Here is a 23,117-nt window from a genome sequence, read left to right as displayed (position 1 = left end):
GTCTCCCGTTATTGCGCGGCCGGCGCGCCGGTGTCGGCCACGGCCTGCGTGCCGCTGCCCGGCCCGGCGCCGGTGCCCGCATCCGCGCGTGCGGGCAGCGCCTTCGGCTTCACCTGCGCACCCGGATAGTAGATCCGCTGCACGCCGTCGACGACCACGCGATCGCCCGACTGCAGCCCCTTTTCGACGATCCGCTCGCCGTCCAGCACACGGCCGATCGTCACGTCGCGACGCATCGCCTTGTCGCCGGCATCGATCACGTAGACATACTTACGATCCTGGTCGGTGAGCACTGCCTTGTCGTCGACGAGCAGCGCATCCTGGTCGCGGCCGCTGACGAGCTGCACGCGCGCATAGAGGCCCGGCGTGAACGTGTGATCCGCGTTCGTCAGCCGCACGCGCGCGCGGATCGTGCCGGTTTGCGGATCGAGCCGGTTGTCGAGGAAATCGACGGTGCCCGCATGCGGGAAGCCCGTCTCGTTGGCGAGGCCCACGCGCACCGGATCCGCGCCGATCGCCCGATGCTTCGGGTCGGCGCGCCGCGCGTTGTAGCGCAGGTAGCTCTGCTCGTCGCAATCGAAATACACGTAGACGGGGTCCTGCGACACGACCGTCGTCAGCAGCGTGTCGTCCGCGCGCGCGAGGTTGCCGGCGGTCGCGATCGCACGGCCGACGCGCCCCGCGATCGGCGCACGCACTTCGGTGAAGCCGAGATTGAGCTTCGCGTCGGCGACGGCCGCGTCGGCCGCCTGCAGGTCGGCGCGCGCCTGCTCCGCGGTCGCGCGCGCGTTGTCGAGTTCCTCCTGGGAGGTTGCATGCGCATCGATCAGCGTCCGCACGCGCTTGAGCTGTACATCCGCGAGGCTCGCGGCCGCGCGCGCCCGCTGCTGCTGCGCGTTCGCGCGGTCGAGCGCGATCCGGTACGGGCGTGGATCGATCTCGAACAGCACCGCGCCCTGCGCGACGAGGTCGCCCTCCTTGTACGCGATGCGCTGCAGATAGCCGCTCACGCGTGGCCGCAGCTCGACCGCGTCGACCGCTTCGACGCGTCCGTTGAATTCGTCCGCGAGGCGGATCGTGCGCGGCGCGACGGTCGTCACGCCGACTTCGGGCAGCGGATGGGCCGACGATTCGCCTTTGCCGTCGTGACAGCCCGACAACGCCAGCAGCAATGCGCAGGCCGCGCCCAAAGGCGACGTCCTGCGTAGGGATAAGAAGAGCATGATGCCTCGCGACGGGTTAAACTGCCGCGTAGCATAAAAGTTGAAGTTAACTTCAAGTCAAGCTTTCCCGGAGGGCGTCATGGGTATCGACGAAACCCCGCAATGGCCGCTGATGTCGATCCGCGAAGTGGCCGCGCGCAGCGGCGTGCCGGCATCGACGTTGCGCTTCTACGAGAAGCGCGGGCTTATCAAGTCGCACCGCAACGGCTCGAGCCATCGTCACTATTCGCGTGCGGTGCTGCGGCTGATCGCGTTCATCGTATTCGCGCAGAAGATCGGCTATTCGCTCGACGAGATCGCCGAACAGCTCGTGAGCCTGCCGGAAGACGCCGCGCCGACCAACAAGGACTGGCAGCGGCTGTCGCGCGGCTGGAAGCAGCGCGTCGCGAACCGGATCGAGGAACTGCAGCGGCTCTACATCAACCTCGACGAATGCATCGGATGCGGCTGCCTGTCGCTGAAGCGCTGCAAGCTGACCAACCCCGAAGACCGCGCGGGCCGCAACGGGCCCGGCGCGCGGCGCTGGCTCGGCGACGCGCCGCCCGATCTCGACTGACGCGGGCGGCCGACGCGATGCCCGTCGCCGCGTCGGCTCCACGCATCATCCGACCCGCCAGCCGCCGTTCACCGCGATCGTCGCGCCGGTGACGAACGACGCGCGCGGGCCGGCGAGCCACGCGACCGCGTCCGCAACGTCGTCCGGCTGGCCGGCGCGGCCGACGGGCGTCTGTTCGCGAATCGTCGCCGCGATGGCCGGCGCGACGCCTGCATCGCCGAAGAAGCGCGTATCGGCGACATAGCCGGGCGCGACCGTATTGACCGTGATGCCGCGCGCCCCGAGTTCGCGCGCAAGCGCGACGGTGAACCCTTCGACACCGGCCTTCGCCGCCGCATAGGCGAGGCCGCCCGGCAGCAGGCTGCCCGCGCGCGCCGCGATCGACCCGATGTTCACGATCCGCGCGGCGCGCTCGGCCAGATGCGGCAGCACGGTCAGCGTCGTGATGAACGCGCTTTTCAGGTTCGCCTCGAGCACGGCGTCCCACACGGCCTCGGCATCGCCCGCGTCCGTGTCCGCGCCGACCCGCCCCGTCAGCCCCGCGTTGTTGACCAGCACGTCGATGCGCGGCCAGCGCGCGACGATCGCGGCGACCGCCGCCGCCGCGTCGCGACGCACGCTCAGGTCGGCCGCGTGCCCGATCGCCGCATTGCCGAGGCGCGCGACGGCCGCCTCCAGGCGCCGCGCGTCGCGTCCGACGATCGCGACGCGATACCCTTCCTCCACCAGCCGGTTCGCGATCGCAAAGCCGATCCCGCTCGCCCCGCCCGTGACGATCGCCGTGCGTTGCCTTTCGCCGTCTGTCATGGCCTACCCTCCTTTCCTCGGTGTTGACGGTTGATGACACTGGCAGTCTGGGCAATGCACGACGATAGGTAAAATACGAATTCGATGACCGACTGATACGTAAAAGGTATCGCAATGATCGATCTGCGCCAGTTCCGGCAATTCATTGCCGTCGCCGAAACGCTGAGCTTCCGGCGCGCCGCCGAGCGCCTGCACATGGCGCAGCCGCCGCTCAGCGCGGCCATCCGCAAGCTCGAGGAAGAGCTGGGCGTCGCGCTGTTCGAGCGCGACAACCGCGGCTCGACGCTCACGCCGGCCGGCGATGCGTTCCTGCTCGAAGCGCGCCGCGCGATCGAGCAGGCCGAGCGTGCGGTGGCAGTGGCGCGCCGCGCCGGTGCCGGGCTGGGCGGCACGCTGCGGTTGCGGTTCGTCGACAGCACGGTCAATAGGCTGCTGCCGCTGATCCTCCGCGCGTTCCAGCAACGGCATCCGGATGTCGATTTCCAGCTGGAAGAAGGCACGACCGCCGAGCAGGTGCTCGCGCTGCGGCAGGATCGCACGGACGTCGGTCTCGTCGTGCTGCCGGTAGCCGATGCGGGCGAGCTGCACGTCGAGCCGCTGCTGCGCGACAGGATGGTCGCCGCGCTACCCGACGGTCACCGGCTCGCGCGCCGCCGCCGCATCGCGCTGGCCGAGCTGGCGGACGAACCGTGGGTGTTGTTTGCCGCGCATCACGGGCCCGGCATGTACGCGCGAATCGTGACGGCATGCGCGCAGGCCGGCTTCGCGCCGCGCGTGATCCAGCAGCCGCGCCAGATGCAGACGACGGCCGGACTCGTCGCGGGCGGCATCGGCGTCGCGCTGATGCCGCGGCTGTTCGTGCCGATGCAGCCGCAAGGCATTACGTTCTGCGAACTGACGGGCGCGGGCAGCCCGCTCGCATACGAACTGGCGATCGCCTACCGGACGCCGTCGCCGCTCGTCGACGCGCTGCGCGAGAGCGCGCGGCACGCGGTCGACGCACTGGGGCTGGTGGCGGCAACGTGACCGCGCGTCGTGCGCGCGGCGCTCAGACGCGCAGAATGCTGAGCGCGACGTCGAGCACGGCCTGCCGGAACGCATCCTGCCGCGTGGGCAGCGACGTGAACTCCAACATCATGTGGCTGTACGACACCGTCGTGCCGACCGCGCTCGCGATCATGAAGAACAGCACGTTCGGATCGACCGGACGGATTTCGCCGGCCTCGACCGCGTCGGCCAGCAGCGGAAACATCGCGTCGTGATACGGGCGCACGATCCGCTGCTGCAGGCAGTCGAGCCGCCCGCCCTCTTCGGTCGCCGCCGTCGAGAAGAACATGCCGATGTCCGGCTCCTCGAATTCATGGTCGACGCACAGCTCGATCGCGCGCCGCACGCGCTCGCGATGCGGCAATGACGACGTGCGCAGCGCGCGCAACGCTTTAAACAGCGGCTCGGCGAGATCGACGATCTGCTCGACGACGGCCAGCCACAACGTTTCCTTCGCGCCGAAATGGTGGGCGATCAGCGCGGCGTCGATGCCCAGCTCGCGCGCGACCTCGCGCACGCTCGTCGCATCGTAGCCGCGCTTCGCGAACGTGCGACGCGCGGCCCGCAATATCACGTCCGGACCGACGGACGCCTCCGCCAGCGGCCGCCCCCGCGTACGCCGCTTCGACGGCGCGCGCTCAGTGACTTCAGCCACGTTTTCCTGCTCCCGTTGAATGAATCGAATGCCCGCGTTCGGGCCCCGGTTCCACATCGCCAGAACCGGGTCGCCTGCCCCGCTCCGTTGACACGCGAAGCCGGGAAGCGCTAGGATCATACATTATTCATCACATGATGATTTATTCATGACAACCCCTACTCGCATCGTGATCGTCGGCGGCGGTATCGCCGGATTGCAGCTCGCGACCCGCCTCGGCGAACGTCTCGGCCGCACCGGGCGCGCCCAGGTCACCGTCGTCGACCGCAGCCCGACCCATATCTGGAAGCCGATGCTGCACACGATTGCGGCCGGCACGCGCGACGTGCAGCAACAGCAGGTGATCTTCCTCGCCCATGCGCGCGATCACGGCTACACGTACCAGCCCGGCGAACTGACGGGGCTCGATCGTGCACGTCGCCGCGTGCAGCTCGCCGAGATCCGCTCGCAGGACGGCGAACGAATGATCGACGCGCGCGAGCTCGAGTACGACGTGCTGATCCTCGCGCTCGGCAGCCAGGCCAACGATTTCGGCGTGCCGGGCGTGCGCGAGCACTGCTACTTCATCGACAGCCAGCAGCAAGCCGAAACCTTCAACGAAGCGTTGCGGATGCGCGTGTTTCGCAGCATCGCGCGCGACGAGCCGTTTCGCGTCGCGATCGTCGGTGCGGGCGCGACGGGCGTGGAGCTGGCGGCGGAACTGAGCCGGCTGCTGGAAGTGGCGCAGGCATATGGCGACGAGACGGTGCGCGAACGGCTGCGGCTGACGCTGCTCGAAAGCGGCCCGCGCATCCTCGCCGCGTTTCCGCCGCGGATTTCCGCGTCGGCGCAGCGGCGGCTCGAGCAGATCGGCTTTCACGTGCTGACGTCGACGCGCGTGACGGCAGCCGATGCGAACGGCTTCCACCATGGCGATGGTTCGTTTGCCGAAGCGGATCTGATGGTGTGGGCGGCCGGCGTGAAGGCGCCCGATTTCATGCAGGCGCTGGGCGGGCTCGACACGAACCGCGCGAACCAGATCCTGGTCGGGCCCACGTTGCAAGCCACGGCCGACGAGCACGTGTTCGCGATCGGCGATTGCGCGAGCCTGCAGCTCGACGGCCACGAGCGGCCGCTGCCGCCCACCGCGCAGGTCGCGGCCCAGCAGGCGGAGCATCTCGCGAAGCACTTGCCGGCATGGCTCGACGGCAAACCGCTGCCGCCGTTCGCGTTCCACGACTTCGGCTCGCTCGTGTCGATCAGCGACTACGACGCGTTCGGCACACTCGGGCAATTCGGGTTCTTTCGCGGCGGCTTCATCCAGGGGCGTTTCGCGCAATTCAGCCATCTGATGCTGTATCGGCGCCACCAGCAGGCGCTGCACGGATTTTCCAAGGCGACGCTGCTGTGGATCGCCGAACGGATCAACGGCTGCGTGCAGCCGCGCATCCGCCTGTCGTGATGCCGCACGTCGCGGCATCGCGTAACGTTTCGAGGGAAACAAACAAAGATGAGCAACAGTGCAGTAGCCTGGCTCAAGACGGTCGCCGCGATCGGCTGCTTCGACATGCCGTCCGTCTCATGGGCCGCACCGCGACGGCGCAGCATCACGCGCGATCGCCTGCCGTCGTGGGACGCGACGAGCCAGCCGACGATCAGCGTGCTCGAACGTCCCACGGCCGACACCGTGATGATTTCGTGGCGCGACGCGTGCACCGGCCACTACGGTTATCAGAAGTGGCGGCTGTTCACGACGCGCAAGCGCGGCGTCTGTGCGCTGTCGGGGCAGCCGATCGCGCCCGGCGACAGCGTGTATGCGCCGCAACTGCTCGGCTCGGCGCCGGGCAACGCCGCCGCGATGGTGCTGGCGGCGTCCATCGACGAGGTGTGTGCCGCTTAAACGGACGTCGCCTGACCGGCACCATAGGCCGGTTCGTTGTTCTGCCGTTCCAGTTCCGCATCGAGATGCGCGGCATGCGCCAGCGCTTCGGACTCCGACATCAGCTCGCCTTCCCACTTCGCGACCACCGCGCTGGCGATCGAATTGCCGACCGCATTGGTGGCCGAGCGGCCCATGTCGAGGAACGTGTCGACACCGAGGATCAGCAGCAGCCCCGCTTCCGGGATATCGAACTGATGCAGCGTCGCCGCGATCACGACGAGCGATGCGCGCGGCACGCCGGCCATCCCCTTCGAGGTCAGCATCAGGACCAGCAGCATCGTGATCTGCGTGCCGAGCGACAGATGAATGTTGTACGCCTGTGCGATGAACAGCGACGCGAACGTGCAGTACATCATCGAGCCGTCGAGGTTGAACGAATAGCCCATCGGCATCACGAAGCTCGAGATCTTGCGTCGCACGCCGAACCGGTCGAGCGCGTCGAGGATCTTCGGATACGCGGCTTCGGAGCTCGCGGTCGCGAACGACAGCATGAACGCTTCCTTGATCAGCACGAGCAGCTTGAATACGCGGCGGCCGAGGAACAGCAGGCCGGCGATCACGAGCGTGCTCCACAGCAGGAACAGGCTGACATAGAAGTCGCCCATGAACACCGCGAACTTCAGCAGCACCGACAGCCCGTTGACCGCGACGGTCGCGGCCATCGCCGCCAGCACCGCGAGCGGCGCGAGCTTCATCACGTAGCCGGTGATCTTCAGCATCACGTGCGCCAGCTGGTCGATCGCGGCCACGAGGATCTTGCCGCGCTCGCCAAGCGCCGACAGCGCGACGCCGAAGAACATCGAGAACACGACGATCTGCAGGATCTCGTTGTTCGCCATCGCCTCGGCGATCGACTTCGGCACCATGTGGCTGACGAAATCCTTCAGCGTGAACTTGGACGTCGCGAGATGCGCGGATGCGCCGATGTCCGGCAGCGGCAGGCCGAGGTTCTCACCGGGGCGCAGCAGGTTCGCCATCAACAGCCCGAGCAGCAGCGAGATCAGCGACGCGGTGACGAACCAGCCGAACGCCTTCACGAACACGCGCCCCACCGACGATGCGTCGCCCATGTGCGCGATGCCGACGACGAGCGTGGAGAACACCAGCGGCCCGATCACCATCTTGATCAGGCGCAGGAACACGTCGGACACGAGGGAGATGTAGCCGGCGATTTCGGTCGCCGCCTGCTTGTCGGGAAACTGCGTGTAGATCATGTAGCCGATGAAGATGCCGGCCGCCATCGCGAGCAGGATCCAGACTGCCGCAGACATTCGTTTGTTCATAACGGAACTCGACGCACGGTGCAGGAGTGAAAGAAAAAATACGCGCGCCGATGCCGTGCCACGGCGCACGTTGCGAGCAAGGCGGGCCCGGGACTCCGGGCACCCGCCACGCTCGATACTGCGAACGTCCGAGAACGGACGCGCTGTCGCTGCCGCGGCGCTCGCGCGATGGCGAACGCCGTGGCAACCATTCAGCCTGACGCAACCAAATCGAATCTCATCCGCTCAGGTCAGTAGCCGATCGCCGAACCGGCCGGCCGGCGCGGATCGTTGACGCCGTAGATGTAGCCGACGCGCACGTTGCCGGACACCGACGAGTCGTTGCCGGAACTCTGACGGCTCGCCGCCTCGGTGCCGGGCAGGCCAACCAAGATCAGCTCCGCTGCGCCCCACGGCGTCTGCTCGACCATCTTGTAGCCCATGTTGCGCAGGATCGCGAGCGTGTCGGGCGACAGGCCGCGGGTTTCGTAATAAACCTGATCCGGCAGCCATTGATGATGGATGCGCGGCGCCCCGACCGCATCCTGCGGCGTCATTCCGTAGTCGATCACGTTCAGCACGGTCTGCAGCGTGATCGTGATGATGCGCGAGCCGCCCGGCGAGCCGACCACCATGAACACCTTGCCGTCCTTCTTCACGATCGTCGGCGCCATCGACGACAGCGGACGCTTGCCCGGTGCGATCGAGTTGCGCGTGCCCTGCACGAGGCCGAACAGGTTCTGCGCGCCGACCTTGACCGTGAAGTCGTCCATCTCGTCGTTCAGGAAGAAGCCCGTGCCCGGCGCGATCACCACGGCGCCGAAGCGGCCGTTGACCGTGTACGTGGTCGACACCGCGTTACCGTCGCGGTCGATGATCGAATAGTGAGTCGTCTCCGGCTTTTCGTGCACGCCGACACCCGGCTGCACATCGACCGACGCCGTCGCCGTGTCGCCGCTGATCTGCTTGCGGATCTCGGCCGCATACGCCTTGCTCGTCAGCTTCGCGACCGGATTGTCGATGAAGTTCGGGTCGCCCAGCAGCGTGTTGCGATCCTCGTACGCGTGGCGCATCGCCTCGGTCATGTAGTGGACCACCGAAGCCGACTGGTAGCCGAACTTGCGCAGGTCATACCCTTCGAGGACGTTCAGCGTCTCGCACATCGTCACGCCGCCCGAGCTCGGCGGCGGCGCCGACACGAACTCGTAGCCGCGATACGTGCAGGTCAGCGGCGCCATGTCCTGCGCACGATACGACGCAAAGTCGGCCGCCGTGATCAGCCCGCCGCCGCGCTTCGCGGCCGCTTCGACGATCTTCGGAATCTCGCCGTGATAGAACGCGTCGGGGCCCTGCTCCGCGATGCGCTCGAGCGTGCGCGCCAGGTCCTTCTGCACCAGGCGGTCGCCCGGCTGCAGCGGCGTACCGTCCGGGCGCAGGAAGATGCGCGCGGCTTCCGGGTCCTTCTTGAAACGGTCGATCGTCGTGTCGAGGATGTCCGTATCGCCGCGCGTCAGCACGAAGCCGTCGCGCGCGAGCCGAATCGCCGGCGCCATCACCTGCCGGCGCGTCAGCTTGCCGTACTTGCGCTGCGCGAGGTCGAGACCCGCGACCGTGCCCGGCACACCGACCGCGCGATAACCGTACAAGCTGTCGTCCGGAATGACGTTGCCGTTCGCATCGAGATACATGTTCGCGGACGCCGCGGCCGGCGCGGTCTCGCGGAAGTTGATGAAGCGGTCGCGGCCGTCCGCCAGGTGCAGGGTCATGAACCCGCCACCGCCGATGTTGCCGCAGCACGGGTTGGTCACCGCTTGCGCGTAGCCGACCGCCACGGCGGCGTCGACCGCGTTGCCGCCTTCCTTCAGGATGTCGACGCCGATCTGCGACGCGAAGTGCTGCGACGACACGACCATGCCGTTCTTCGCTTCCACCGCGGGTTCCGAAGCGGCGAGCGCGCCTGCGCTCAGGGCCGACAACAGGGTGAGTACGACGAGCCGCCTCATGACGGAATCCTCCAGACGAATGACCAGGCCTTGCCGGTCGACGTTGCTGATCCGGCATGTAATGAACGATACATTCCGGCGAGGCCGCGATCATACATCGGCATTTTGATCTCAAAACCTAGGGTTATCACTCAGCTTATGCGTGAGATCACGCGCTGATCGACGGCGTGGAATGTTCGTTTTATTACACATATGAATGTTTGATGCCCGGAGTGATGCGTCCCTCTAATCTGCGGCCTCACGCGATTGGCGGCCTGTCGATGGGCTAACATGCATGGAGTCGCCGGCAGACGCATGTCTGCCGTTTGTCGTTCATTCAGATAAGAGCAAGCCGGAGTGCCCGATGGGGACAAGCATCAGGGCGTTGCTGCTATCCCAGATGGATAGCTTCACGCCGTCGGAACAGAAGGTCGCGCACGCGCTGCTGGATCGCTATCCGAGCCTCGGGCTCGGGCCGATCGCGAGCTTCGCGAAGCAAGCCGAAGTCAGCGACCCGACCGTGTTTCGCTTCGTCGTGCGGATCGGCTTTCCGAACTACCCGTCGTTTCAGCAGGCGCTGCACGACGAGATCGACACCGCGATGAATTCGCCGCTCGCGCGGATGGACGCCTTCCACTCGGAATCGGGGATGCGCGACAGCCATGCGGCGATCTTCCAGCGGCTTTCGCAATCGCTCGCCACCACGATCGAAGGACTCGATGCGGCGGCGTTCGACGAAGCGGTGACGCTGCTGGCCGATCCGGATATCCGCGTGTTCTGCGGCGGCGGACGTTATACCGCCCCGCTTGCGTCGCTGTTTTCCTTCACGCTCGCGTATGCGCGCCCGCATGTGCAATACGTCGAGCCGAACGTGAATCTCGCGTCGGTCTCGCTGACGGACATGGGGCCCGGCGACGTGCTCGTCATTTTCGATTTTCGCCGCTATCAGAAGGACAGCATCCGGTTCGCGCAGGCCGCGCACCGGCTCGGCGCGCGGATACTGCTGATCACCGACGAATGGCGCTCGCCGATCAGCGCGTTCGCCGAGATCGTGCTGCGGATCCAGGGGCGCCCGTTCGCGATGCTGCAGACCAATGTGCCGGCGCTCGCGCTCGCCGAAGCGCTGGTGATCGGCGTGACGAACCGGCTTCCCGAACTGGCGCGGCAGCGGATGGAAAAGATCGAGCGGCTGAGTACGGGCGGCAGCGAGCAGGATGCGAATCAGTGGGATTTGCCCGAATGACGGTCGGCCATCATTCGGGCGCGGGCGTCAGCTCTCGACATCCTCGAGACTGAACACCTCCGTCTTGTCGTTGTACGAGAAGACTTCGCCGTAACGGCCCCAGTCGATCACCGCGTCGAGCGTTTCCTCGGCCGCCTCGTCCGACAGGAAATCCTCCAGCTCCTGCTCGAAACGCACACGCGGCGCGCGATGTCCGGGGCGCTCGTTCAGCACCTTCCTGATTCGCGCGGCGAGCGGCACGTGCTTCAGCAGGTGATCCGCGAACATCAACTTGCGCTCCTGCGTGCCGAACTCCGCGAACACGCGCGCGGGCGGCGTGAGGAACACGTCACCTTCGCGCACGTCGGCGAAGCCGAGGTATTGCAGCACTTCGGCGATCGGGAACAGTTCGTCCACTTCCAGATGCAGCGTGCGCGCGATTTCCGGCATGTCGGCGCGGCCGTGGTACGGCGCCATCGCGAGCGTCTCGATCAGGCCGGCCATCAGGTTGGTCGACACCTGCGGCAGCCAGCTACCGAGCTCGAGCCCCTTCTTCGTCGCCTCGCCGGTCTGGCGCGCGGTCATCTTCGCGTAGATGTCGTCGACGAGCTTGCGGAAATCGGGATCCAGCCGGTTGCGCGGATGCTTGAACGGCACCTTGATCTCGGCGATCACGCGGCCCGGGTTCGACGACAGCACGAGAATCCGGTCGCACATGAACACCGCTTCCTCGATGTTGTGCGTGACGATCAGCATCGACTTGATCGGCATGCGGCCTTGCGTCCACAGATCGAGCAGGTCGGTGCGCAGCGTTTCGGCCGTCAGCACGTCGAGCGCCGAGAACGGCTCGTCCATCAGCAGGATCGTCGGGTCGACGACGAGCGCGCGCGCGAAGCCCACGCGCTGACGCATGCCGCCCGACAGCTCGCGCGGGTATGCGTTCTCGAAGCCGTCGAGACCGATCAGGTCGATCGCGGCGAGCGCGCGTTCGCGCCGCTCGCGCGCGCCGACACCGAGCGCTTCCAGCCCGGCTTCCACGTTCTGCAGCACGGTCAGCCACGGGAACAGCGCGAAGGTCTGGAACACCATCGCGACGCCTTCGGCCGGGCCGGTCAGCGGCTTGCCGAGGTAGGTCACTTCACCGCCGGTCGGCTCGATCAGCCCGGCGATGATCCGCAGCAGCGTGGACTTGCCCGAGCCCGAACGGCCGAGCAGCCCGACGATCTCACCTTCGCGCAGCGACAGGTTCGCGTCGTCGAGCACGAGCAGTTCGCCCTGCGACCTGTTGAAGCCGCGGTTCACGTGCTCGACGCGCAGGATTTCTTCACCGAGGCGCGGCGGCTGAAGCGGCTGAGACGTCTGGGCGGGGGCGTTGATTACAGTCGAATTTTGCATCGCGCTTACTCTCAATCGAGACGGAGCCGGGATTCCGCATAGGCATACATCGGACGCCACAGCAGGCGGTTGAACAAGGTGACGAACAGGGACATCACGGCGATGCCCAGGATGATCTTCGGGAAGTCGCCGGCCGCGGTCGTCTGTGCGATATACGAGCCGAGGCCGTGCGCGACGACCTTCGTGTCGCCCCACTGCACGAACTCGGACACGATGCTCGCATTCCACGCGCCGCCCGACGCGGTGATCGCGCCGGTCACGTAATACGGGAAGATGCCGGGCAGCATCGCCTGCCGCCACCACTGCCAGCCGCGAATGCGGAAATTCTTCGTCGCCTCCTTGTAGTCGTTCGGATAGGACATCGCGCCGGCGATCACGTTGAACAGGATGTACCACTGCGTGCCGAGAACGATCAGCGGCGACAGCCAGATGTCCGCGTTCAGATGGAAGTGGACGATCACGATCACGAACACCGGGAACAGGAGGTTCGCCGGGAACGCGGCGAGGAACTGCGCGAGCGGCTGGATCTTCTCGGCCAGCGCGGGGCGCAGCCCGATCAGCACGCCGAGTGGCACCCAGACCACCGACGCGATCGCGATCAGCACGATCACACGCAGCAGCGTGATCAACCCGAGCGTCAGCACGTGGCCGACCTCGCTCATCGTCACGCCGGTCGCGACGAAGCTGACGACGCGCCACGCGACGTACACGGTCATCAGGATCACGAATGTTCCCCACACGATGTCGCCGACGCGCGACGACCCGCGCGCCGACGTGCCGCGCGAACGCTTGCCCGCAAGCGACGGCACGCGCAGCGGAATCCGTGCGGCCTGAGACAGCAGCCAGCCGGCCGGCACCAGCAGCTGATGGATCAGGTGCGTGCGGCGCAGCATGTCGAGCAGCCAGGACTGCGGCGCATCGCCCGACGCGGTGTTCTCCATCCGGAACTTGTCGGCCCATGCGACGAGCGGGCGGAACAGGAACTGGTCGTACGCGAGGATCACGACCGACATCGCGACGATCACCCAGCCCACCGCGCCGAGGTTCTTGTCCGAGATCGCCTGCGCGAGATACGCACCGATCCCGGGCAGCGTGATGGTCTGGTTGCCGACGGTGATGGCCTCCGATGCGACGACGAAGAACCAGCCGCCCGACATCGACATCATCATGTTCCAGATCAGCCCCGGCATCGAGAACGGCACCTCGAGCTTCCAGAAGCGCTGCCACGACGTCAGGTGAAAACCGCGCGACACTTCGCTCAGGTCGCGCGGTACCGTGCGCAGCGACTGATAGAAGCTGAACGTCATGTTCCAGGCCTGGCTCGTGAAGATCGCGAAGATCGCCGCGAGCTCGGCGCCGAGCACGCGGCCCGGGAACAGTGCAAGGAAGAACGTGACCGTAAACGAGATATAGCCGAGCACCGGCACCGACTGCAGGATGTCGAGAATCGGGATCAGCACCATGCCGGCGCGACGGCTTTTCGCGGCGAGCGTGCCGTAGATCAGCGTGAACGCGAGCGACGCGACCATCGCGGCGAGCATTCGCAGCGTGGTGCGCAACGCGTATTCGGGCAGGTTCGACGGATCGAGCGAGATCTTCTGCGTCTGCAGGGTCGCGATCGGCGCCATCGTCTCGTGGAAGCCGACGATCGCCATCGCGAGTAGGCCGATGATCAGCGGAAACGCGACCGCATCCCAGCGGTTGGGGAGCACGCGCCACGCGGACGCGTTGGCGGTGCGATTCGGATCGAAGAAACTGATGTCCATCGGTAGCGTCTGGTTCGAATTGAAAATCGATGGGATCGGCCGCGTGCCGCACGGCCGGGTATGGCATCGGCCGGCGCGGCTCAGAACAGCGTGTGAATCGCCCAGTACAGTGCCGCCGACAGCGCGACGAAGCGCAGCACGATCGGCAGGACCGAACGCTCCTTGACGGGACCGGGATCCGCGCTCAGGCGAGCGCCGACATGAACGATGCCGCAGGCAACGCTCGGAAAGAACGATGCGAGGCCGATGGTGCGCGTGCTTCGACCGCCCGCACCACGGGTTTCCGTTGCCGCGAGATTCGGCATGAGGGGCTCCGGAGAGGTGATTCGGTGTCGCAGGCTATCGGGCGAACATGACGCAAACGTGACGTGTCACTTACAGGACATTGACAGGTCATCCGTCAGCGATCCGTCATCGCGCCGCAAGCCTCGAACGGCCGCATCGGGCCTCGCAAATAAACGGGAATAAATCCGTCGCCGCATCGGTATGGCATGCGAAGGCGCCGGCTAATTCCAGGACGATCCGGCCGTCCGGTTCCGTCATACGAATGCGAGGCAAACATGTCTTCATCGACTCCCACCCGCCCGTCGCGCCGCAAGGCCCTGCAATGCATGGCGTTCGGCGGCCTCGGCACGCTGTTTACGCTGTCGGGCGGCATCCTCACACCGTTCGATCTCGCGCTCGCGCAAAGCGGCGCCGCGCTCCCTGCGAATGCGGGCCGGCCGCTGTTCGTGCAGATCAGCGACACGCACATCGGCTTCAACAAGGACGCGAATCCCGACGTCGCGGCCACGCTGCGGCAGACCATCGATCTGGTCAACGGAATGCCTGCCACGCCCGCGCTCGCGATCCATACCGGCGACATCACGCACCTGTCCAAAGCGGAAGAATTCGATCACGCGTCGCAACTGCTGTCCGCGCTGCGCGTGCCCGAGCTGCACACGGTGCCCGGCGAACACGACGTGACCGACGGCTCAGGCGCCGAATATTTCAGCCGGTTCGGCAAGGCGTCCGACAACCGCGGCTACTACAGCTTCGATCACGCGGGCGTGCATTTCGTCGCGCTGGTCAACGTGATGCACTTCAAGCCGAACGGGCTCGGCAGCTTCGGCGATGAACAGCTCGCGTGGCTCGCGCAGGATCTGAAGGGGCAATCGTCGAGCACGCCGATCGTCGTGTTCTCGCACATGCCGATGTGGACCATCTACGAGCCGTGGGGCTGGGGCACCGGCGACGCGCCGCAGACGATGGCCCTGCTGCGCCGCTTCGGCTCGGTCACCGTGCTGAACGGGCACATCCATCAGATCGTGTCGAAGGTCGAGGGCAACGTGACGTTCCACACCGCGCGCTCCACCGCGTTCCCGCAGCCGACCGCCGGCAACGGGCCGGGCCCGGTGCCGCTCACGGTGCCGCGCGACCGGCTGCCTGCGATGCTCGGCGTGACGACCGTCGACTTCGCCGGCCATCCCGTCGCGGCCTCGCTGCACGACACGACGCTGGCCTGATGCCGACACACAAGGAGACCAACATGACCTTCCTCAAGCCCTCGACGCTGGCGGCCGCACTCATCCTGAGCGCGGCTGCCGTCGGCACGCCGCTCGCCGCATGCGCGCAGACCCCGGCCGGCCCGCTCGTGACGATCCGCAATTTCATGTTTTCGCCGATGTCGACCACGATCAAGGCCGGCACGACGGTCACGTGGAAAAACCTCGACGCGGAACCGCATACCGTCGTCAACGACGCGGGCATCTTCCACTCGAAGGCGCTCGACCAGGACGAAACCTACTCGTTCCGTTTTGACAAGCCGGGGGTCTACAAGGTGTTCTGCGGGATTCATCCGTACATGAAGGAGACCATCACCGTGGAATGACGCGGCGCGCCGCAAGGCCCCGCGAACATCCGCACCGCGGACGCTGCCCGACGATCGCCTACACTGGTTCCATCCGGCCGGCCCCCGCCGGCCGTCACCGACCACGAGGCAAGCGATGACGGCAAGTCAACCCGCACATCCGAAACTGCCGGGCCAGGTCGTGCTCGTGCTCCAGGGCGGCGGCGCGCTCGGTGCGTACCAGCTCGGCGTATTCGAGGCGATGGATGCGGCGGGCATTCAGCCCGACTGGGTCATCGGCACGTCGATCGGCGCGATCAACGCGGCGCTGATCGCCGGCAACGCGCCCGGACACCGCGCGCAACGGATGGCCGAATTCTGGCGCCATGTCACCGAACGGCCCGCCGTGAACGTGCCGGGCTTCCCGACGAGCTGGGACAAGATCGGCTCGGAACTCGCGGTCATCGGCGCGGGCCTCCCGGGATTCTTCCGGCCGAATCCCGCCGCGTGGTTCGGGCCGCTGGCGCGGGTCGGCGTCGAGCGCGCGTCGTACTACGTGGTCGAGCCGCTGCGCGACACGCTTGCGTCGCTCGTCGATCTCGACCTGCTGAACGCGTGCCGGCCGCGACTGACCGTCGGCGCGGTCAACGCGTGCACGGGCACGATGCGCTATTTCGATTCGCGCGACCGGCCGCTCGGCATCGACCATGTGATGAGTTCGGGCGCGCTACCGCCCGCGTTCCCGGCCGTGCGAGTCGACGGCACGCCCTACTGGGACGGCGGCATCTACTCGAATACGCCGGTCGAGGTCGTGCTGGACGACGCGCCGCGCCGCAGCTCGATCATCTTCTCGGTGCAGATGTGGAATCCGGTCGGGCCGGAACCGCAAAGCATCTGGCAGGTGTCGGAGCGGCAGAAGGACATCCAGTACGCGAGCCGCACAGACAGCAACATCGCGCGGCAGCAGCAGATTCACCGGCTGCGCCACGTGATCCGGGAACTGGTCATGCGGCTGCCCGAGGCGGAGCGCACGACGGCCGATGTGAAGGCACTCGCCGCGTGGGGCTGCCAGACCACGATGCACGTGATCAAGCTCGCGGCGCCGCGGCTCGACGGCGACGATCAGTGGAAGGACATCGATTTCACACCCGCCGGCATCGCGGCCCGCCGGCAGGCCGGGTTCGACGCGACGATGCAGGCGATCGCCGCGCGGCCCTGGGACGTGCCGATGGACCCGACGGAAGGGCTCAGCGTCTGGAGTCCGGAAGAAAACCGGATCGGCGAGCGGCACAACTGATGGCGCGGGCGGCGCGCCCCTTTCCGCTTACAGTGCGCGCACGATCCCGCCGTCGACGCGGATGTTCTGCCCGGTGATGTAGCCGGCGCCTTCCGACAGCAGGAACGTCACGGTCTGCGCGATCTCCTGCGTCCTGCCGAAGCGGCCGACCGGAATGCGGGCGACGATCTCGGGCGTCTCCGGCCAGCTGTCGATGAAGCCGGGCAGCACCGAATTGATGCGGATGTTGTCCTTCGCATACCGATCGGCGTACAGACGCGTGACGGAGCTCAGCGCCGCACGCAGCGCGGACGACACCGGCATCGCCTGCTCGGGCGCGTCGGCCGCGAAGCTCGAAATGTTGACCACCGCGCCGCCGCCCTGCTTCAGGAAGACGGGCGTCACCCGGCGCAGCACGCGAACGACGTTGAGCACGATCAGGTCGAGCCCTGCGTGCCACTGGTCGTCCTCGATGGCGAGCAGGTCGCCCTTCGGCGGATGCCCGGTGTTGTTGACGACCGCGTCGATGCGGCCGTACTTCGCGAGCGTCCCGTTTACGAAACGCTCGATGTCGGCGTCTTCGGTGACGGACCCCGCCATGCCGAAACCGCCGAGTTCCCCGGCAAGCTCGACCGCGCTGCCGGACGGCGACATCAGCGCGACGCGATAACCGTTGCTCGCAAGATCCCGCGCGATCGCCGCGCCCATGCCCTTGCCCGCCGCCGTCACCAATGCCACTTTCTCTACAGTCATGCTGTTCTCCCGGATAGGTCGGCTCAATGCCGCGATCGTCGTTCCAAAGCGCCAACTCTAGAACTCTATAATCGCCTTGTCGAACGATGATTTCTCCACACACCCTGTAGATTTTCTACTGCATGAAAGCTCTGTCGCGTACCCGCCGGTTCCCGCCGCTCAATGCGCTTCGCGCGTTCGAGGCCGCCGCGCGCCACCTCAATTTCCGGCTGGCCGCCGACGAACTCGGCGTGACCCAGGGCGCGGTCGCGCAGCAGGTCCGGCATCTGGAGGACGTCGTGGAGATTCAACTGTTCCGGCGGCTGCCGAGGGGGCTGGCGCTGACGCGCGAAGGGCTCGAGTATTTTTCGTCGGTCCAGCGCGCGCTGCAGATCATCGCCGATGCCACGGACGCCCTGGGCCAGCGCCCCATGGTCCTGGCGGTCAGCACGACGCCTTCGTTCGCGTCGAAGTGGCTGATCCCGCGCCTGTCGGACTTCGGTCGCCTGCACCCCGACATCGAGGTTCGCGTCATCGCCGACGAGCGCCTTGCGTCGTTCCGCGCCGACGGCGTCGACATCGCGATCCGGCTCGGCAAGCCCCCGTTCCCGGCCGGCCTGGTCGCGCAATTGCTGTTTCCGCTCGACATCTTCGCGGTCGCCAGCCCGACACTGCTCGACAGCGGCCCGCCGATCCGCACTCCCGCGGACTTGTCGAAGCATGCGTTGTTGCACGACGCGCACGACCTGTGGCCGGAGTTCATCGAGAAGCTCGGCGGAACGGGGCAGACCGATCCGACGAAAGGGCCGCGGTTCAGCCAGTCGCTGCTCGCCATCGACGCCGCCGTCGCGGGTCAAGGCATCGCGCTGACCAGCGAGCCGCTCGTCGAACGCGATTTCGCGGAAGGCCGGCTGCGCCGCGTGTTCGATTTTTCGTTTCCGATGTCGCTCGGGTTTTACGTCGTCTTTCCGCAGGCCAATGCGCATTCGGAAGCGCTCGAGGCCATGCGCCGCTGGCTGTTCGCGCAATACGGGGGCGCGTGATTCGCTGATGCTCCGGCCGATCGTGTGGGTACACAAAAAAGACCGTACATCGACTGCTTGTCTGCACGGGGTTCGGGAGTTCCACGTTTACTGCCTGAAATCGTGGAAAGTCTGCACCTAGCGTGATAACGTGACTGCATCGCCGCCGTAGATACACGAGTATCCGCACTCGGCAGTAGCGACGAGCAGTTTGGAGCAAACATTAAATGGGGGTGCATCGAAAGACTAGCGAACGTTGACGGCACAAGTAGCGACGTCCGCTCGTTGAGGAGTTTTCTTGTGTATCGAAGCTACCGGCACGAACGATGTTTCGGCGATTTCCGCGATGCAATCGGCGTACTCGGCTGAACACGAGTACGTAATCGCTCGCCGATCGATAACATAGAAGAAACGGCGGCTTGGGGCGCCCCAATTCGACGGGCGATTGCTGCGGCCTTCATGCAAAATCTTTTTAATCGACGCGCCTCATTATCGCAATCAGCCGACCATCGAGTGCACGTAACAATATAATATCTTCCGCCGTCACAGCACATATAAAACGCATAATGCAATCACGATCGACATGCAACGACCCCAATCGCCGATGCATCTTCGGAAATATGTGATCAGATTATCCGCGGCAAATTCTTTCTCGCTTGCCGAACTGGAATTTCGCGCGGCGGCAAATAGTCGCAGATATCTTTAAATCGCCAGTCAGCGAGAAGCGACGGTTGCTCCTCAACGAGACGCATTAACGATAACGCAATCACGTTGCGGATAGGATATTCCCTACTCCGCTCACAAAGAGTATTGAAAAATGGCAGACCCCTTCTTAACACACCATGCATTCTCAAATATTCGTCACCAAAACACTGGCTCATTAATCTATTCATGCAGTCTCCATGCTTCGCGCCGCACAGATAGCCTGAGGTACTACGCATAAATTCCCGAAAGCTTTCTGCAAATCTAAAAGTGGCAATCGAAAGACTACCGCTGAGTAGATCTACGGACACTTGCGCGACCCGCTGGCAACACTTCTTTTGTCGATTGGTCAGATTCAGGTCGATCCGTGCAGCGCCACCGATCCGAATGGCTGCGGAAGGCGACACATATCCCGAGCGCCAGTTATTGGCGTACTTGCCAAGTTCCCATAGCACCTCCCCGTGCACAGGACAGACAACGACACCGGGAAGTTGGTGACTCCGGCGCCAATGCGTAACGCCATCTGCCATCTTGTCCTCGCGAAGACACGCGCGACAATATCGATGCCCGTGCCAACCAATGGTCCTGCTCGCCACCATGTGCACGCTCTTCATTCCGACGGGTCGATTTCCGCACATCCTCTCAAGAATGAGTTGGGTTCGTGCCGGTGATAAAATTGCAGCGCAATACGGAAAGACCGTCATCTTTTCTGCAATCTGCACCGGCAAAAGGCCCCAACAGGCTTCGGTTTCGCGCGCCACGTGATCCAGTCCATCGTTCATGTAAGACGCTCGGAATTCCCGCCCGAACAAGCGGTGAATCGTCGGCTTGATAGCATGAGCAGGCCCGGACTCAAGGTAGCGAGCTATGATACCAAAGAGCGGTTCGTCGTCCAGTTGCTCATCAAGATAGATCGCCATGTTTCGCCACCTTAGGAGACGCACCTTTCGTTGGGATCAATTGGTTCGGCAGACTGCGTTCCAGAGCAGCGATAAAACGCCAATGCCTACAGTCCATTGCCAGCGCAGTGTCCGCTTCGCCACATCGATCAATAAGCTCAATCCAGGCAGCAAGATGTCTCGCACGCCCCCGTTGACATCGCCACGAACTGACATTGATCTGCTGTTCCAGCATGCTTTCTAGCGCTCCCTTTTTGACACCCAAACGATGGGCCACTTTGGCAATCGAATAGTTACGATTGATAAGGTACGCAGCAGCCATCGAAAGATCGAGGCCGTCATGCGTCGGCTGCAAAGCTTTGGTGCCACTAACCGGATCGCTGACGTAGAGAAATGAGAACCCACACATACAAACGCAGTGTGCTTCGCATTCGGACAGATCCCGAACCATGAGCCGATGTCGGCGATCGTGCGCTGACGCGGCTCTAGGACATACGGGAACTCTCATCATTTCCATTCGGTCTGCGCGGTCTTGAAGCAGAAATTCCACGAGCATGTATTTCAAGACACTGCTAGGTTCCCCCCTACTTCGAAAAAAAGCACGACGTATCCACGATTCGTTATGCAAAGATATGCCGACCTTCTCAAAATAAGCAGGTCCCAACATATCCACGAGATCGTCGGCCATACGCGCGATGTCGACGAAGTCGTTGTTTGAATATCCGACGGTTCGCGCGCAATTGATTCGGACGCCTCTCTCGAGATACCGGCAAGCGTTGCTCGTGCCAAGTAGCACCTTGGCGCAGAGCGAGGCGAATCGAAAGCGTGCTTCACACTGATCTGTTGAGCCGCGCAGTTCCATGCGGTGTCCCACGTCGAACCGAGTGCTGGTTTCAAGGAGTGTTTGCGAGGCCCCACAACCGCTATAGTTAAGCGGATGTCGGTGCGACAAGCATGTGAGCACGCCGGGTATTTGATGTGTTCGCCGCCAATACCGAGGAACGCCGATAGCAATATCCTCCTTCCAGCACATTTCGCAATGTCGCAAACCTAGGCGACCCAGAGTCGCGCTACTCGCCCCCGACAGCCGATAGACTCCGTCGCCTTTTATTGATTCGGCCGTGCTCGTGTTGCACAGCACCACATAGTATGGGTAAAGTGTCAACCGATCGCGTATTTCGGCCGCGCTCATTCCCCATATCATGGTGGTTTCGCTAGCGATGCGATCCAGGCTGCGTGCAATACCAGTCAACAGGCTGACGCTTGGGTCGGTGGTGGCTTTCAGAAACGTGTTACGAGGCGTAACTCTGGCGTCCACCAGATACCGTGCAATTACGCTGAACAGCGCTTCATCAGGCAATGGTTCATCGAGAAAGAGAGCCACCGGGACCTCCGTTTACCTATCTGGCGCGAGATTTTGCGGATGCAAGTCAGGTGCGTTTCGACCTCGCCCGCCCGCGCGCCTTTGGTGCAGTAGACGCATTTGGCGATTCCGCCTCTGCCAGAGCTCGACGTATCACTTCTTCGGAAGATAATTTTCGGTCGGTCTCCAGAATTCGACGTACAAGGGATTCAGCTTCGATCTCCGTCCGCCCCATTTCAATCAGCATCGCGACGGAGAGCGAAAACGTTAACAGGAATCGTTCGCTCGCCGCATCTGTACCGAGTTGGTGCCGCCGACCTTCACGCTCCACCCTTTCTCGAAATGCGTCGACGTCCGCGGTTGCCAGGTCTTCGCATTTGGCCAGGGTCACGTAGTCCCTAGTACGCAACGCTTGTAGCAAGCCGTCAACCGGACCGAAGCCGACCTTGACCGCTTTCCGGATTAACACCGGTGTAATCCTCTTTTCTCCCGCGCGCAGCCCCATGTACTGCGTGAGCGTCAACGCAAGTTTGGCGAAAGCGGGTAATCCAGCACTCACCTCATGCAACACGCGTATGATCTCGTCGGGATCGCTCGGCGGAAGCGGAAGGAAATCGATATTGATAATTGCTTTCGCTAGACGCGTCCATTGCTCATCTGCCGAAAACGGGTCAATCGGTATATACCCGTCACTGCTCGCACGACGGGAAGTACGCAAGCTCTTCACGATGTATCGGCGGGCGTCAGGCGTTCCGAGCAAGATGAATGTGCAGTGGTTACTATTGAGCAGATTAGTTAAAAAGTCTATCAGCTGAGTCTTCTCTGCTGACTTCAGAGCAAATTGGATTTCATCAATCACCAGGGTGCCCGCAAAATGGCGACGCAGCACGTCATCCACCTTCAAGATGTAGTCCGCAGTATTCGAGCCGTGCTTCACTTCGTTGACATAGTGTGTTCCAAGGTGGAGATCAAACCAATGCAAGATACCCTTCATCAGCGTCAAGACAGAACCGTTGGGCGGACAAGAAACCAAAACCCATACCACCTGCACGAACCGTGCAGCAACTCCCTGATACTCTCGATGCTCGATGATCATCGGAAACGTGCTCAATACCATCTTCGCAAGTGTCGTCTTTCCCGCGCCCGAAATGCCGAATATCAGTTTGCATGCTGCATGTGAATCGCCCGGATGACAGATCGGCCTCGGAGTTCCCGCCTGAGTCAAGGCATAGTTTTCTTGCGCACGCTTCTTCAAGGAGCGCGTCGGTGTAAGGCCGTGGTAGCGATGTCGCAATGCGATATGCAGCCAACTCAACAACTCAACATGAGCAGTGTGTTGATGTCCGCACAGAACTGACCCACTAGAGCTGAAAATTTTCATCGAATTTTGACCCACGTGATTGAATGCCCTGCTCAATCTTTGAGCAGGGGATACAAAGGTGATCACGGTGGGCATATT

General features: G+C 64.2%; 21 protein-coding genes. 9 read left to right on the top strand and 12 right to left on the bottom strand.

Going from position 1 to position 23,117, the window contains the following annotated elements; all coding sequences use genetic code 11:
• Positions 1 to 8: 8 nt before the first annotated feature.
• A complete protein-coding gene (locus HWX25_RS17560) occupies positions 9 to 1,223 on the bottom strand; it encodes an efflux RND transporter periplasmic adaptor subunit (RefSeq protein ID WP_175909392.1) in 1,215 nt (404 codons plus the stop codon).
• A gap of 79 nt (positions 1,224 to 1,302) precedes the next feature.
• Between HWX25_RS17560 and soxR the strand changes: the two genes are divergently transcribed.
• The gene (gene soxR, locus HWX25_RS17555) at positions 1,303 to 1,779 is read left to right on the top strand and encodes a redox-sensitive transcriptional activator SoxR (protein WP_175909390.1); all 477 of its coding nucleotides are present in this window, start codon (positions 1,303 to 1,305) and stop codon (positions 1,777 to 1,779) included.
• Positions 1,780 to 1,824: 45 nt separating this feature from the next.
• On the opposite strand, the gene HWX25_RS17550 is transcribed toward soxR, so the two are convergent.
• Positions 1,825 to 2,586, bottom strand: coding sequence for an SDR family oxidoreductase (locus HWX25_RS17550; protein WP_175909388.1), 762 nt, complete (start codon positions 2,584 to 2,586; stop codon positions 1,825 to 1,827).
• Between the two features lie 114 nt (positions 2,587 to 2,700).
• On the opposite strand from HWX25_RS17550, the gene HWX25_RS17545 reads away from it, so the two are divergent.
• On the top strand, positions 2,701 to 3,612 hold the full coding sequence (locus tag HWX25_RS17545) for a LysR family transcriptional regulator (protein WP_059819361.1): 912 nt from the start codon (positions 2,701 to 2,703) through the stop codon (positions 3,610 to 3,612).
• A 22-nt stretch (positions 3,613 to 3,634) separates the two neighbouring features.
• Here HWX25_RS17545 and HWX25_RS17540 read toward each other — a convergent pair whose 3' ends face one another.
• Positions 3,635 to 4,288 (bottom strand): TetR family transcriptional regulator, encoded by a 654-nt coding sequence (locus HWX25_RS17540; protein ID WP_059819362.1) that lies wholly within the window; start codon positions 4,286 to 4,288, stop codon positions 3,635 to 3,637.
• Positions 4,289 to 4,436: 148 nt separating this feature from the next.
• On the opposite strand from HWX25_RS17540, the gene HWX25_RS17535 reads away from it, so the two are divergent.
• Both HWX25_RS17535 and HWX25_RS17530 read left to right on the top strand, forming a co-directional pair.
• On the top strand, positions 4,437 to 5,729 hold the full coding sequence (locus HWX25_RS17535; protein WP_175909386.1) for an NAD(P)/FAD-dependent oxidoreductase: 1,293 nt from the start codon (positions 4,437 to 4,439) through the stop codon (positions 5,727 to 5,729).
• A 48-nt stretch (positions 5,730 to 5,777) separates the two neighbouring features.
• Positions 5,778 to 6,167, top strand: coding sequence for a DUF3331 domain-containing protein (locus HWX25_RS17530; RefSeq protein ID WP_175909384.1), 390 nt, complete (start codon positions 5,778 to 5,780; stop codon positions 6,165 to 6,167).
• Here HWX25_RS17530 and HWX25_RS17525 read toward each other — a convergent pair.
• Positions 6,164 to 7,492, bottom strand: a complete 1,329-nt coding sequence (locus tag HWX25_RS17525) for a dicarboxylate/amino acid:cation symporter (protein ID WP_175909382.1) — start codon at positions 7,490 to 7,492, stop codon at positions 6,164 to 6,166. The genes HWX25_RS17530 and HWX25_RS17525 overlap by 4 nt on opposite strands.
• Positions 7,493 to 7,722: 230 nt before the next feature.
• On the bottom strand, positions 7,723 to 9,474 hold the full coding sequence (ggt, locus tag HWX25_RS17520) for a gamma-glutamyltransferase (protein ID WP_059526557.1): 1,752 nt from the start codon (positions 9,472 to 9,474) through the stop codon (positions 7,723 to 7,725).
• Between the two features lie 343 nt (positions 9,475 to 9,817).
• Here ggt and HWX25_RS17515 point away from each other — a divergent pair, with 343 nt between their 5' ends.
• On the top strand, positions 9,818 to 10,696 hold the full coding sequence (locus HWX25_RS17515) for a MurR/RpiR family transcriptional regulator (protein ID WP_059526560.1): 879 nt from the start codon (positions 9,818 to 9,820) through the stop codon (positions 10,694 to 10,696).
• Between the two features lie 27 nt (positions 10,697 to 10,723).
• On the opposite strand, the gene HWX25_RS17510 is transcribed toward HWX25_RS17515, so the two are convergent.
• From HWX25_RS17510 to HWX25_RS17500, 3 genes are all read right to left on the bottom strand, one after another.
• Positions 10,724 to 12,070, bottom strand: a complete 1,347-nt coding sequence (locus tag HWX25_RS17510; RefSeq protein ID WP_175909380.1) for a nitrate/sulfonate/bicarbonate ABC transporter ATP-binding protein — start codon at positions 12,068 to 12,070, stop codon at positions 10,724 to 10,726.
• A gap of 11 nt (positions 12,071 to 12,081) precedes the next feature.
• A complete protein-coding gene (locus HWX25_RS17505; RefSeq protein ID WP_175909378.1) occupies positions 12,082 to 13,836 on the bottom strand; it encodes an ABC transporter permease subunit in 1,755 nt (584 codons plus the stop codon).
• A gap of 80 nt (positions 13,837 to 13,916) precedes the next feature.
• On the bottom strand, positions 13,917 to 14,141 hold the full coding sequence (locus tag HWX25_RS17500) for a phosphate transporter (protein WP_175909376.1): 225 nt from the start codon (positions 14,139 to 14,141) through the stop codon (positions 13,917 to 13,919).
• A 255-nt stretch (positions 14,142 to 14,396) separates the two neighbouring features.
• Between HWX25_RS17500 and HWX25_RS17495 the strand changes: the two genes are divergently transcribed.
• The 3 genes from HWX25_RS17495 to HWX25_RS17485 all read left to right on the top strand — a co-directional run bounded on the left by HWX25_RS17495 (position 14,397) and on the right by HWX25_RS17485 (position 16,961).
• The gene (locus tag HWX25_RS17495; protein ID WP_175909374.1) at positions 14,397 to 15,341 is read left to right on the top strand and encodes a metallophosphoesterase; all 945 of its coding nucleotides are present in this window, start codon (positions 14,397 to 14,399) and stop codon (positions 15,339 to 15,341) included.
• 23 nt (positions 15,342 to 15,364) lie between these two features.
• Positions 15,365 to 15,706 (top strand): cupredoxin family copper-binding protein, encoded by a 342-nt coding sequence (locus HWX25_RS17490; protein WP_059692210.1) that lies wholly within the window; start codon positions 15,365 to 15,367, stop codon positions 15,704 to 15,706.
• A 115-nt stretch (positions 15,707 to 15,821) separates the two neighbouring features.
• Positions 15,822 to 16,961, top strand: a complete 1,140-nt coding sequence (locus tag HWX25_RS17485; protein ID WP_175909372.1) for a patatin-like phospholipase family protein — start codon at positions 15,822 to 15,824, stop codon at positions 16,959 to 16,961.
• Between the two features lie 27 nt (positions 16,962 to 16,988).
• Here the strand turns inward: HWX25_RS17485 and HWX25_RS17480 are convergent, their stop codons facing one another.
• A complete protein-coding gene (locus HWX25_RS17480) occupies positions 16,989 to 17,693 on the bottom strand; it encodes an SDR family oxidoreductase (protein ID WP_175909370.1) in 705 nt (234 codons plus the stop codon).
• A gap of 122 nt (positions 17,694 to 17,815) precedes the next feature.
• Here HWX25_RS17480 and gcvA point away from each other — a divergent pair, with 122 nt between their 5' ends.
• Positions 17,816 to 18,715, top strand: coding sequence for a transcriptional regulator GcvA (gcvA, locus tag HWX25_RS17475; RefSeq protein ID WP_175909368.1), 900 nt, complete (start codon positions 17,816 to 17,818; stop codon positions 18,713 to 18,715).
• 605 nt (positions 18,716 to 19,320) lie between these two features.
• On the opposite strand, the gene HWX25_RS17470 is transcribed toward gcvA, so the two are convergent.
• The 3 genes from HWX25_RS17470 to HWX25_RS17460 all read right to left on the bottom strand — a co-directional run.
• Positions 19,321 to 20,316, bottom strand: coding sequence for a TniQ family protein (locus tag HWX25_RS17470; protein ID WP_175909366.1), 996 nt, complete (start codon positions 20,314 to 20,316; stop codon positions 19,321 to 19,323).
• Positions 20,300 to 21,679: a TniQ family protein gene (locus HWX25_RS17465; protein WP_175909364.1), complete on the bottom strand. Its 1,380-nt coding sequence runs from the start codon at positions 21,677 to 21,679 to the stop codon at positions 20,300 to 20,302. The genes HWX25_RS17470 and HWX25_RS17465 overlap by 17 nt, the downstream gene beginning before the upstream one ends.
• 46 nt (positions 21,680 to 21,725) lie before the next feature.
• On the bottom strand, positions 21,726 to 23,117 hold a 1,392-nt coding region (locus HWX25_RS17460), incomplete at its 5' end, for an ATP-binding protein (protein WP_208457047.1).

It is taken from the genome of Burkholderia sp. BCC1640, from assembly GCF_902833125.1.
Classification (GTDB): domain Bacteria; phylum Pseudomonadota; class Gammaproteobacteria; order Burkholderiales; family Burkholderiaceae; genus Burkholderia; species Burkholderia diffusa.
The sequence above is the reverse complement of the archived record's forward strand: the minus strand, read 5'-3'. Positions and strand labels throughout refer to the sequence as shown.